This is a genomic window from Marinicauda sp. Alg238-R41 (genome assembly GCF_947331485.1).
GTDB classification, from domain to species: Bacteria; Pseudomonadota; Alphaproteobacteria; order Caulobacterales; family Maricaulaceae; genus Marinicauda; species Marinicauda pacifica.
Map to the genome: position 1 here is coordinate 267,133 of NZ_CAMZOJ010000002.1, position 11,462 is coordinate 278,594.

The 11,462-nt window shown below is 64.1% G+C and carries 9 protein-coding genes; 6 read left to right on the forward strand and 3 right to left on the reverse strand.

What is annotated here, in order from left to right; all coding sequences use genetic code 11:
- The first annotated feature begins 9 nt into the window (after nucleotides 1–9).
- Nucleotides 10–423: a flagellar basal body rod protein FlgC gene (flgC, locus tag PGP17_RS09775; protein ID WP_135944218.1), complete on the forward strand. Its 414-nt coding sequence runs from the start codon at nucleotides 10–12 to the stop codon at nucleotides 421–423.
- A gap of 79 nt (nucleotides 424–502) precedes the next feature.
- Complete coding sequence (locus tag PGP17_RS09780) at nucleotides 503–817, forward strand: flagellar hook-basal body complex protein FliE (RefSeq protein ID WP_135944216.1); 315 nt, start codon at nucleotides 503–505, stop codon at nucleotides 815–817.
- Between the two features lie 843 nt (nucleotides 818–1,660).
- Here the strand turns inward: PGP17_RS09780 and PGP17_RS09785 are convergent.
- Together PGP17_RS09785 and PGP17_RS09790 are read right to left on the reverse strand one after the other, a co-directional pair.
- Nucleotides 1,661–1,906, reverse strand: coding sequence for a hypothetical protein (locus PGP17_RS09785; protein ID WP_270375187.1), 246 nt, complete (start codon nucleotides 1,904–1,906; stop codon nucleotides 1,661–1,663).
- 748 nt (nucleotides 1,907–2,654) lie between these two features.
- On the reverse strand, nucleotides 2,655–6,239 hold the full coding sequence (locus PGP17_RS09790; RefSeq protein ID WP_270375188.1) for a hydantoinase B/oxoprolinase family protein: 3,585 nt from the start codon (nucleotides 6,237–6,239) through the stop codon (nucleotides 2,655–2,657).
- A 77-nt stretch (nucleotides 6,240–6,316) separates the two neighbouring features.
- On the opposite strand from PGP17_RS09790, the gene PGP17_RS09795 reads away from it, so the two are divergent.
- Both PGP17_RS09795 and PGP17_RS09800 read left to right on the forward strand, forming a co-directional pair.
- Complete coding sequence (locus PGP17_RS09795; protein ID WP_135944208.1) at nucleotides 6,317–7,009, forward strand: molecular chaperone DjiA; 693 nt, start codon at nucleotides 6,317–6,319, stop codon at nucleotides 7,007–7,009.
- Nucleotides 7,010–7,115: 106 nt separating this feature from the next.
- On the forward strand, nucleotides 7,116–7,379 hold the full coding sequence (locus PGP17_RS09800; RefSeq protein WP_241973575.1) for a hypothetical protein: 264 nt from the start codon (nucleotides 7,116–7,118) through the stop codon (nucleotides 7,377–7,379).
- Nucleotides 7,380–7,413: 34 nt separating this feature from the next.
- On the opposite strand, the gene PGP17_RS09805 is transcribed toward PGP17_RS09800, so the two are convergent.
- Nucleotides 7,414–8,034, reverse strand: coding sequence for a helix-turn-helix transcriptional regulator (locus tag PGP17_RS09805; protein ID WP_270375189.1), 621 nt, complete (start codon nucleotides 8,032–8,034; stop codon nucleotides 7,414–7,416).
- 184 nt (nucleotides 8,035–8,218) lie between these two features.
- On the opposite strand from PGP17_RS09805, the gene PGP17_RS09810 reads away from it, so the two are divergent.
- Together PGP17_RS09810 and PGP17_RS09815 are read left to right on the forward strand one after the other, a co-directional pair.
- The gene (locus PGP17_RS09810) at nucleotides 8,219–10,225 is read left to right on the forward strand and encodes a TonB-dependent receptor plug domain-containing protein (RefSeq protein ID WP_270375190.1); all 2,007 of its coding nucleotides are present in this window, start codon (nucleotides 8,219–8,221) and stop codon (nucleotides 10,223–10,225) included.
- A gap of 32 nt (nucleotides 10,226–10,257) precedes the next feature.
- Nucleotides 10,258–11,238 carry a glycerophosphodiester phosphodiesterase family protein gene (locus PGP17_RS09815; protein ID WP_270375191.1) on the forward strand — a complete coding sequence of 327 codons (981 nt, stop codon included), beginning with the start codon at nucleotides 10,258–10,260 and terminating at the stop codon, nucleotides 11,236–11,238.
- The last annotated feature ends 224 nt before the right edge of the window (nucleotides 11,239–11,462 follow it).

Consider the following 11,462-nt stretch of genomic DNA (forward strand, 5'->3'; position numbering starts at 1 on the left):
ATCTGACCGATGGATAAATCCAGCGAAACGATGCAGATCGCAGCCGCGGGCCTTCGCGCCCAGTCGGCGCGCATGCGGGTCATCGCGGAGAACCTGGCCAACGCCCAGTCGACCGGGCGCACGCCGGAGGAAGACCCGTACCGCCGCCAGGTCCCCGTCTTTGAAGCCGAGGTCGACCGGCTGACCGGCCTGGAAGTGGTGCGCATGACCGATGCGGCCGATGATAATTCCGAATTCCGCCTGGTGCACGAGCCCGGTCACCCGGCCGCCAATGCCGAAGGCTATGTGCGCTATCCCAACGTCTCCAGCCTGGTTGAGCTGATGGACATGAAGGAAGCGCAGCGGTCCTACGAAGCCAACATGAACATGGTCGAGAACACGCGCCGCATGATGGAACGCACGCTGGAACTTCTGCGCCGCTAAACGTCTGACGACGCACACTGAGACAAAGCGCTCTCGCTGATCAGAAGATCGGACCCGGCGCTCTAAAACGGAGCTACCCATGGATCTCGCAGCCATCCGCGCCTACGCCGCCGCCGCGCAGAACGCGACGGGTGCAGGCTCTTCCAATCCGCTGCAGGGCGGCGAGCCTTCCGATCGTATCGATTTCGGCTCGATGGTGATGGATGCGGTCGGCGAGACCGAAGCCGCCATCTCCACGGCTGAAAATCTCACCGGCCAGGCCGCCACCGGCCAGGCCGAGCTGGTCGATGTCGTGACCGCCGTCGCTGCCGCCGAGGTCCAGCTGGAAACCGTCGTCGCCGTGCGCGACCAGGTCATCAAGGCCTACCAGGAAATCCTGCGCATGCCGATCTAGGCCATCGCCGATCCCTGAACCCCTGGTGACGCCCACAAACCTCTCTCTTTCCTGACGAAAGTCAGGACCCAGGAGAGGACGGGGCGTCGTCATCAGATGACGGCACGCAACGATCTCTGGGTCCCAGCTTTCGCTGAGAAAGAGCATGTTTGACCGGTTTCAAAAACCCCAAGCTCTCGTCATTCCGGGCGAGCGAAGCGAGACCCGGAACCCGGACAGGACATGGTGCCGTCATCGAATGGAAACGCCTCGCAAGGACGATGCGAGCCCGGCGTCCATACGGCGCGTTATCTTGCATCCAGCTGCAGGAAATCATCGTTTGAGAGAGTCGCGACCGAGAATTGGGTGGGAAACCGGTGTGTGTCCCCGTTTCTCCCATTTCGCTCTCCTATAGCCCACGTAGCCAAAGGCACTCACTACCCTGGCAATTGCGCATGTCTTTCGCGCGCACATCCACGATCCCGTGATAAGACGTGCAGGTGGACCGGCGGCTTGGATTTCTGTCCGACCAACCCTCACGGTAACTCATACTGCTCCATACGGACCGCAATACAGCGCAGTATTCACTGGATCCGATTCTAATATCCGTCAAAACAACCACGCCCCCCCCGGACGTTAGCACGGACACGACGTCACTTTGCTGAACCGCCTCCTGCATGAGCCTTTGCCCATGCGCCTGGCGATCTTCTGGCGACATGTAGCTGTGCGAGAAACTGGAGCAGGCGGCGAACAGAAGCCCTAGCCCCAGCGCGCCGATTTTAAACAGCGTCGAAAACACAAGCTTCATTGATGCTTCGCCTCTTCATTTTCAGGGGTGTCCCGTTATTCCCCTAGTAGCTCATGTCACTCACTCAACAGAATTAGCATCAAAAAAAGCGCGGCAACGTTTAAAAATGCCGCCAGGCGATACGTCCAAAGAAGCTTCTTTGGCAGCCATGGCCAACGCTTAGAAGTCGAAAAACTGAACAAGATCCGGTCTCGACCAACGATTGGCACACCTTTATCGTCAGCGATCGAAACCACTTGACGAAGTGCTATCAGGTGGAGAGCCGACGCAACACCAAATAGAATTATGGCCAGGATGCTCATCGGATTACGATATCCCGTGGCTCTCGTATGTGACTGCAGTCGGGACGGGAAAATCCGGACGCGGGAAGGGCTGCACGCGTGAGGCCGACAGGGTTAAAGCTCCCAGCGCCATGATCGCCCCCTTCACCCCATAGACGACCCACCCGAAACAGACCGGTTCGTCTTTTGGGCTGTGCGCCGCGCGCGAACAAATTCCCGCGTGCGGCGAGTTTGCGCGGGAGGGCGTGCGCTGGCAAGGGGCGTTGGAGACATAGAAAGACAAGCAATACGCCTCCTCTTTCCCAGCGGACGCTGGGACCCAGAAGATCGTAGGGGGCCGCGCGTTCTCCCTGGGTCCTGACCTTCGTCAGGAAAGAGAGAGAGAGACCGTCTTGGCGTGAACCATCTCCTCCCGGCTCCTGAAACCCAGGCCACGCTGAGAACTCGCTCTCTCTCTCTTGAACCCCCGGCCAAGCGCGAAGCGCGCAGAGCCGGGGCCACGTCAGAGAGGTTCGAGCCCGCCGCCCGATGCTTCGAGGCTCGCCTTTGGCGAGCGCCTCAGCATGAGGGAGTGAGTGGGGTATAAAATTTTGATATATTTACGATATTCATCCGATGTCACCCATTCCCTCACCCTGAGGTGCTCGCGCAGCGAGCCTCGAAGGGTCGGACGACGGCCTCACGCCGATGACCAGACCCCGCCCCTCGTAAACACAGTGCCGGCTCTCCCTTCCGGTCGGCCAGGATTTCAAGAGAGGCAAGCCGGGCCCTACCCCTTGCCATACCCCCCGCCGCCGGGCGTCTCGATCTCGATCATGTCGCCGGGTCCGACATCGACGCGGAACAGGCCGGGTTGTTCCTCCACGCGCCCGTCCGCGCGGATGACGCGCGCCTTGCCCGGCGCTCCGTCGCCGCCGCCCGCCAGTCCCGGCGGGCTTTCCACGCGCCGGCCCGACAGCAGGGCGGCCTCCATCTCCTCGAGAAACTCGACCCGGCGCACCGAGCCGTTGCCGCCCGCAAACTTGCCCGCCCCGCCCGAGCCCTCGCGGATCGCATGGGCGCGGATTCGCACCGGGTAGCGGCGCTCCATCACCTCCGGATCGGTCAGGCGCGAATTGGTCATGTGGGTATGCACTGCGCTGGCGCCGGCAAAGCCTTCGCCGTCCTCGAAGATGCCGGCGCCCGCTCCCCCGCATATCGTCTCGTAATACTGGTGGCGGGCATTGCCGAAGGTGAAGTTGTTCATCGTGCCCTGGGCGGCCGCCATGCGTCCGGTCGCCAGGAAGAGCGCGTCGACCACGAGCTGGCTGGTTTCCACATTCCCGGCGACGACCGCGGCGGGCGGGTTCGGATCGAGGAGGGAGCCGTCCGGAACGATGAGCTCGATCGGTTTGAGGCACCCCTCGTTCAGCGGAATCTCGTCGTCGACCAGGCAGCGGAGCACATAAAGCACCGCGGCACGCGTAACAGCCTTCGGTGCGTTGAAGTTAGTGCCGAGTTGGCAGGAAGTACCGGTAAAATCCATGACAGCCGTGCCGGCTTGACCGTCGACCGTGACGGCCACCTTGATGACCGACCCGTCGTCCAGGCGCACCTCCGCCTTGCCATCTCTCAACGCGCCTATCACCCGTCTCACGGCGCGTTCGGCATTGTCCTGGACGTGCGTCATGTAGGCGGAGACCACCTCCAGCCCGTGCTCCTCGATCAGACGGTGCAGCTCTTCGGCGCCCTTCGCGCACGCGGCGAGCTGGGCCTTGAGGTCGGCCAGATTCTGGTCCGGATTGCGCGCAGGGTGGGGTCCCGCCTCCAGCGGAGCGCGCGCGGCCTTTGTGTCGAAGCGACCGTTGGAGAGGATTTTGACCGCGTCGAAAACCGCGCCTTCCTCCTCGATCCGGGTCGAGAAGGGCGGCATGGAGCCCGGCGCTATCCCCCCTATATCGGCATGATGTCCCCGCGACGCGACGAAAAACAGCCGTTTTCCCTCATCATCGCAGACCGGCTCGATTACCGTCACGTCCGGCAGGTGGGTTCCGCCATTATACGGCGCATTCAATGCGATAGCTTCGCCTGCGCCGAGGTCGGGATGGGCCTCGATCGCCGCGCGCACGCTCGCCGACATGGAGCCCAGATGCACCGGCATGTGCGGCGCATTGGCGACCAGCCCGCCGTCTGCATCGAAGACCGCGCAGGAAAAGTCCAGCCTTTCCTTGATGTTGACAGAGTGCGCGGTGCGTTCGAGCACCACGCCCATCTGCTCGGCAATCGACATGAACCGGCGGTTGAACAGGGCGAGGGTGACCGGGTCGAGCTCGGTTCCCGCCTCGTCGGCGGACGCTTCCGCTTCGCGCGTCAGCACAAGCATTCCGGTTTCCTGGCGCGTCGCCGTCCAGCCCGGATCGAGCACGATGGTCTGATTGGCATCCATGATGAGGGCCGGCCCCTCGATGTGAACGCCCGCGCCCAGCGTATCGAGTTGAAAAACCGGGGCTTTCAGCCAGGTTCCTGACTGGTAGATCTGTGCGTTTCCGGCCGGTTCGGGATGGCCCTCTTGGGCAGGCAGGCTGGGCGTGGAGAGCCGGGCCCCGGCCGGGTCTGCCTCGGCTTCGACGCTGACCGAATCCAGGACCAGCGGCGCTTCTTCGGCGCCAAAGCCGAACAGGCGCTCGTGCGCGGTGGAGAAGGCCTCGCGCATGTCCTCCTCGCTGCCCCATTGAACCGGGAGGGCGGTATCGGAGCCCTGCGCGCGCAGCCGCGCCTCGGCGAGCACGCGCACGCCTTGGGCGCCGCGGCCTTCCAGCGCGCCTCGGACCGTGCTTTCCAGCCCGTCGATCGCCTCCTGCGCCGTCTTCAGCGCGGCATCGTCCATCGCGATATCGAGGCCCGCCTCGCGCGTCTCGCGCAGCTTGGCAAGGCCGATTCCGTACGCTGACAAGAGACCGGCCTGGGGATGGATGAGGGCGGTGGTCATGCCCAGCGCCTCGGCGACCTTGCACGCGTGCTGGCCTCCGGCGCCGCCAAAGGCGTTCAGCGCATAGCCGCGCGGATCGACCCCTTGCCCGATGGAGATTTGCTTGATGGCTTCGGCCATGGCTTCCACGGCCACGGCCAGAAAGCCCTCGGCCGCGGCCTCGGTGCTCTCGGCGCCCATCGCCTTGGCGAGTTCGGATAGCGCCGCACGCGCGGCCTCCACATCCAGCGGGCCGTCATTGTCCGGTCCGAAGACCTTGGGAAACCAGTCCTTCTGGATCCGGCCGAGGACCACATTGGCATCGGTGACCGCTGGCGGGCCGCCGCGCCCGTAGCAGGCCGGACCCGGGTCCGCCCCGGCGCTGCGCGGTCCGACCCGGACGCGCTCGCCGTCGAACGCCAGGATCGATCCGCCGCCGGCCGCCACGGTGTGGACCGACAGCATGGGCGCGCGAAGAAGCCGCCCGCCCAGCTCCGCCTGGCCCGAGCGGGCATAGGCATCGCCGTCAAAGCGCGACACATCGGTCGAGGTGCCGCCCATGTCGAAGCCGATCACCTTGTCATGCCCGGCCTCGCGCGCGGTCATCGCCATGCCGACGACGCCGCCGGCCGGGCCGGACAGGACCGCATTGCGGGCATGGAAAGCGTCGGCATTGGCCAGCCCGCCTGACGATTGCATGAAATAGAGCGGGGTCTTGCCCAGCCCGTCACGCACGCGCTTGACGTAGCGGCGCAGGACCGGGGTCAGATATGCGTCAATCACGGCGGTCGAGGCGCGCGGCACCAGCTTGATCAGGGGACTGGCATCGGCCGAGCAGATGATGTGCTCAAACCCGGCTTCCTTCGCCAGCGCTTCCACCGCGCGCTCGTGACGATCGTTGCGATAGCTGTGCAGGAGCGCAATGGCGACGGCCTCGAAGCCGTCTTCTCGTGCGCGGCTCAACGCCGTGCGCAGGGGCCCGGCATCGAGCGGTTCGATTTCTTCGCCCTCGCTGTCCAGCCGGCCGCTCACCTCGACGATCCGGCCGGGCAGGGGCGCCGGCTTCTCGATCTTCAGCGCGAACAGGTCCGCCCGGGTCTGGTCGCCGATATGCAGGATGTCGCCGCACCCTTGCGAAACCAGAAAAAGCGTCTTCGCGCCGTCCAGCTCCAGCAGGGCGTTGGTGGCGACGGTCGTTCCCATTTTAACGGCGGCCAGCGCAGCGTCCGGGATGGGCTCGTCGTCGGCCAGCGACAATATGCGGCGGACGCCTTGTGTGGCTGCGTCTTCATAAGCGGGGCTTTCAGAGAGTAGTTTGAGCGCCTCGATCCGGCCGTCCGGTTTGCGCCCGATCACATCTGTGAAGGTGCCGCCACGGTCGATCCAGACTTCGAACGGGTCGCTCATGAAAAACTCCGGTTTGCTGAAAGGGCGCTATGGGTCAAAACACAAAACCCGTGTCGCGGGCCATGAGATAAACGCGAATGAACTTCTGGCGCAAACTGGCTGACCGTATCACTGGTTCACCCGACCCGTTCGAGTGTCCTGATGGCGACTGTCTGCCCGGTCACCCGGTCGACGATGCCGAATTTGCCATGGCCCTGATCGGACTGGGCGCAAAGATGGCCAAGGCGGACGGAGAGGTAACACGTTCGGAGGTCAAAGCGTTCTCCACGGTGTTTCGCGCTCCGGCCGGCTTCGAGGCGCAGCTTCAGCGTGCCTTCAACCTGGCCAAGCAGACGACGTTGGGCTTCGAGGGCTATGCGCGCCGGCTGGCGCGCCGCTTCCGCGCCAATCCGGCTGTTCTGGAAGACGTGCTGGATGCGCTCTTCTTCATCGCGCAGGCCGATGGCCGGGTCACGCCAGGAGAAGAAGCCTACCTGGCGAGCGTCGCAGACCTGTTCGGATTTTCCGAACGCGAGTTTGCGCGCATCAAGCGGACCCATCTCGGCGCCGGCACGGACGACCCCTACACCGTGCTCGGCATCGACCCGGATATCTCGGATGTCGACCTGAAGCGGGCGTATCGGCGAATCGCCTCTCAGAACCACCCGGACCGCCTGATCGCGCGCGGCGCGCCGCCGGCGCTTCAGAAAGTCGCAGATGCCAAGATGGCCGCGATCAACGCCGCCTATGCTGCGATCTTAAAGCAACGCGCGGTGAGTGTTGGAACCTGATCGCCGCGCGCGGCATTGACCTGACGGGTGCCATACCCAAATCTATTGGCATGGGTGGGCACGATACTGACGGCCAGGGAAAAAGATGATGGGCGCACAACACACGATGACCAGCTTGAGTGCGATGAGCCTGCTGCGCGGGGTCCTCGCTGCGGTAATTGCCGCCGCCTTTATCGGCCTCGTCGTTCTGCTCGCGGCCGTACTGACCGCGACTGCCCTCGTGATCGCCGGTCTCGGTGCGCTCGGCGCCAGCGCCTACTGGCTCTACCGCAAGGTGCGTGGCCGCAAGGGCGCCAGCGAAGGCCCGGTGACCCTCATTGCCCGGCCCGGTCCGCGCGGCTGGACGGTTGACGGCGCCAGCGAGGGCTAGTTTCCCGACGCATCCGTCCGGCCAACGGCCTCAATCAGTGATTCAGAGCGTCGAACGGCAGGGCGAAGTGGGCCCCGCCGAATTCCTCTATGAGCTTGGCGTGTTCGGTTGCGCTGATGCGCTGGATTTCGCACAGGCACCAGATGTCGCCATCCCAAGTGAAATGGGGCGTATCCAGTGTCTTGATGAAGGCCGGTCCCTCCGGTCCATCGATACGGTTCAACGAAACCGTCATGGCAAGCTCTCCCTGGAAGATGCCGGCACTCTCCCAGCGCTCGGTGACGCAATCGACGTCCGGGCCGAAAAGCCCGTAAATGCTGCGCCCGCGCAAGTCGTCCACCTGAATGCCGATTTCCGCCAGAGCGCGAGCGTTGAACTCGATAAAGACCGCGCCTGGGCCGACCAGGGAGGCCGGCCAGAGTGCGTTGCGGACTCGCGCCCGCGCCACCAGATCCTGCTTGCCCGCGGCGCGTTGCCGGTAGAGATCGCGAATCTTCTGGCGAAGCCGCAGCGCCGGCGCGTCCTGGCCTCTCTCCCAACGCGAGACAGCCGTCTGGTCCACGCCGAGGCGTGAGCCCAGGTCGGCCTGGGTCAGGTGCTCACGTGAACGCAAGCTCTTGATCAGGCGTGGCCAGTAGTCATCGCGGTCGAGCATTCAAACCTCCTGACCGTCCATTCTCATATATCGCGGTGACACCTCTGTGACGGAGCCATTTGGACGTCAGCAAACGGCCGGCAGGTGGTTTTAGGCGCTCGCGTTACCGAAACGTTTCCGCAGCTTGGCTCAGGCGTCACACAAGTGATGCAAACCGGAGCGGCCATTTGGCATGGAGGGGATCATGACCAGCATCAAACCGGCCGCCCGTTTCGTCAGTTGCCTGCTTGCCGCGAGCGCGCTGGTTCCAGCTGCCGTCGCAACCGACGGCACGCTTCAGACCGCGGCAGACCAGAACGCTGCCGCAGTGCGGCCTTCCTCGCGCGCCAGCGACGACATCATCACCGTCTATAGCCGCGTGCCTCAGCGCATTGATCAGGTGGGCTCGGCGGCGAGCCTGTTCACGGCCGAGGATATTGAGCTCGCCGACCTGCAGGTCCTGGACGACGTGCTCCAGCGTCTGCCCGGGGTGGCGGTCACCCGATCTGGCGGCTTTGGCCAGAACACCCAGGTACGCATGCGCGGTTTTACCACCAAGCATACGCTGATCCTGGTGGACGGGGTGCGCATGAATAACCCGTCGGAATTCTCGAACCAGTTCGGCATCCAGCACGTCATGCTGGATATGATTGACCGCGTTGAGGTGCTGCGTGGGCCGCAGTCGGGCGTGTACGGCGCCGATGCAGTGGCGGGCGTGATCTCCATCACTACCAAACGGGGGAGCGGAGAGCCGGATTTCCGCCTCACGGGGGGATATGGCACTCACGACACCGTTCAGGCCGGGATCGGCTCGCAAGGCGAGATCGGGCAGTTCGGCTATGCAGCCTCGGTCTCGCACATTGAGACCGACGGCATCTCGATCGCCAGCCGTGCCCCGGGCAATGTCGAGCATGACGGCTATCGCAACACAACCGCCTCCTTCAATCTGGACTACCGTCCGCGCGACGGGCTGGAGCTGCGCAGCGGGCTGCGCTTTTCTGAATCGACCAACGAGACAGACAGCGGCTACCTCTTCGGTGACCCGGTCCTGGCCGATTACCTGTTCCAGGACTCCCCGGGCCATGTCGACAGCGAACAGCTGGTCGCCCATGCCGGCTTCACCGCGGACTCGCTTGGAGGGCGCTTGATCCACAATGGTCAGGTCGCCTACACGCGCCTTGACAGTCTGGATGAGACGCCTTCTAGCGTGTCGGAAAGCCTGGGAGAGCGTCGGGAATTTCAGTATTTTGCGACCTATCGGTTCGATGGATCGAGCCGGTATCTGGGATCGGAGTCCTTCTTCCTGGCCGGTGTCGATCAGAGCCGCGAGAGCGCGGAATTTCGCAGCCTGAGCGGCGCCCCATTCGCGGCGATCGACGAAAGCATCGACAATCTCGGCTTCTACGCCAATTTCAACTGGCAGCTGGCCGAAGACCTGTTCGTCTCCCTGTCCGGCCGGCATGACGACAACGAACTCTTTGGCGGTGTGCAGACCGGACGCGCGGCCGTCTCGTGGGGGCTGCCCCAGACATGGACGGGCGACACCGGCGTGCGTTTGCGCGCGTCGTACGGAACCGGCCGAGAGGCTCCGAGCCTGCGCCAGCTTCTGGGACAATCGGCAACCTTCCAGGGCAATCCGGACCTGGAGCCGGAGGAAACCTGGATGCTCGATGCCGGGATCGACCTGATCTCGGCGGGCGGCGGATACCGTCTGTCGGTGACCGGCTATATCGGTGAGGCGGATAACGGGATCTTCTCGGTGTTCAACCCGGCTCTGGGCGTCAGTCAGCCGCAGAATATTTCCAGCGTGGTGGAGATGGACGGCGTCGAAGTGGAGGCCGCAGCACGTCTTGCGGACTGGCTCGACATGACGATCGCCTACACCAATGCCCGTTCGGTGCAGGTCAGCAACGGCCAGCAGCTCTTCGGCCGGCCCGAGCACGAGTTCAGCGTGGCCCTCACCGCGCGCCCGACCGAGCAGCTAAGCCTCACGATCGACGGATATGCCCGGAGCGATTTCCTCTCGGACTATCCCTCCACCTTCGAAATGTCGGGCTTTGAGGTGTTCAACACTTCCGCGCGCTATCAGCTCACCGAAAGCGTCACCTTTCAGGGCTCCGTGAAGAATATTCTCGACACGGACTATGAGTACAAACTCGGCGACGGCACCTACGGCCGCACTTTTGATGTTCGTGTCTCGGTGCAGTTCTGATGATGCGGCCAAACAACGGGAAATCTGCCCCGATGAAACCGAATGCACTCTTGGTCGCGGTATGCGCAGGGTTCTGGCTCGCCGCCTGCTCGGCAACGGGGGGCGGTGCTGCCGACCCTTCTGCGACCGGCAGTGCCTGGGCGGCCCTGCCTGAACCGCTGGTCCCGGCTGTCGCTCCGGAGGGGCAGATCATCCCGGACGTGCTGCGCTGCCTGCGCGATCAGGAGGCAGCCTTCGTGAGCGCCCATCGCGGCGGGGTGGAGCCGGGCTATCCGGAAAATGCGATCGAGACCTTCGCCAACACGCTGGCGCGCGGGCCGATGATACTGGAGGTGGACATCCAGCGGACGGCGGACGGGATCATCATTGCGTTGCATGACGATACGCTTGAGCGGACCACAACCGGAGAAGGCCAGGTAGACGCGATGGCGTTTGCCGATCTTGTGGAGGTGCGCCTTGTCGACGAAGCCGGCCAGGTCACCGATTTCGCGATTCCGACGCTTGCCGACGTACTGGACTGGGCGCGCGGGCGAGCCTTTGTTCAACTGGACGTCAAGTCGGGCCTCCCGGTTGAGGAGGTGGTCGCTGGAATCGTGGAAGCGAACGCCATCTCGTATGCGGCGGTGGTTGTCTACACGGCGGAGGAGGCGATCCGGGTAGCGCGCGCCGATCCGCGCGTGGCCATCTCGGTGGAGATCCAGGATCAGGAACGGCTCGACGCCCTGCTGGACGCCGGTATTGCGCCGGAGCGCCTGATGGCCTGGACCGGAGTGCACGCCGCGCCTGTGCCGGACACTTGGGACATGCTGCATGGGGTCGATATCCCGGCCGCGTTCGGGGCGCTCTGGTACATCGACAACGAGGTCCGCGAGAGCGGCGATGCCTCCATCTACCGGGACATCGCCGATGGCGGTGTGGTTGTCATCGCAACCGATATCCACTGGACCGCGTATGATGCGCTGGCCGAACGCCAGGACACGCTGGGCGCATTCAGACGGTGCACAGGCGAATAACTGAAGCCACCGGTGCGGGCCGACCCGGTGCGAACTGGGCCTGCCGTGTCCTGCGCCTGTCCCCGTCCGCCGGACCGCGCCATAGACTGCCTCGCTTCCACAGGTTTCGCTTCGCTCTGAGCGACCAACGAATGGGGGGATATTGCGTCCGAACGGCCCACCGCACCCGGGGTATCTCTTGCGATTCTCATCGCCCTGTCCTGCTGTCGTCTGAAAAATCAGAA

Excerpts from the sequence above, each read along its gene's own strand:
- PGP17_RS09795 (WP_135944208.1), top strand. The coding sequence starts at position 6,317 with ATGAACTTCTGGCGCAAACTGGCTGACCGTATCACTGGTTCACCCGAC.
- PGP17_RS09780 (WP_135944216.1), top strand. The coding sequence starts at position 503 with ATGGATCTCGCAGCCATCCGCGCCTACGCCGCCGCCGCGCAGAACGCG.
- PGP17_RS09815 (WP_270375191.1), top strand. The coding sequence starts at position 10,258 with ATGAAACCGAATGCACTCTTGGTCGCGGTATGCGCAGGGTTCTGGCTC.
- PGP17_RS09810 (WP_270375190.1), top strand. The coding sequence starts at position 8,219 with ATGACCAGCATCAAACCGGCCGCCCGTTTCGTCAGTTGCCTGCTTGCC.
- PGP17_RS09785 (WP_270375187.1), bottom strand. The coding sequence starts at position 1,906 with ATGAGCATCCTGGCCATAATTCTATTTGGTGTTGCGTCGGCTCTCCAC.
- flgC (WP_135944218.1), top strand. The coding sequence starts at position 10 with ATGGATAAATCCAGCGAAACGATGCAGATCGCAGCCGCGGGCCTTCGC.
- PGP17_RS09800 (WP_241973575.1), top strand. The coding sequence starts at position 7,116 with ATGACCAGCTTGAGTGCGATGAGCCTGCTGCGCGGGGTCCTCGCTGCG.
- PGP17_RS09805 (WP_270375189.1), bottom strand. The coding sequence starts at position 8,034 with ATGCTCGACCGCGATGACTACTGGCCACGCCTGATCAAGAGCTTGCGT.
- PGP17_RS09790 (WP_270375188.1), bottom strand. The coding sequence starts at position 6,239 with ATGAGCGACCCGTTCGAAGTCTGGATCGACCGTGGCGGCACCTTCACA.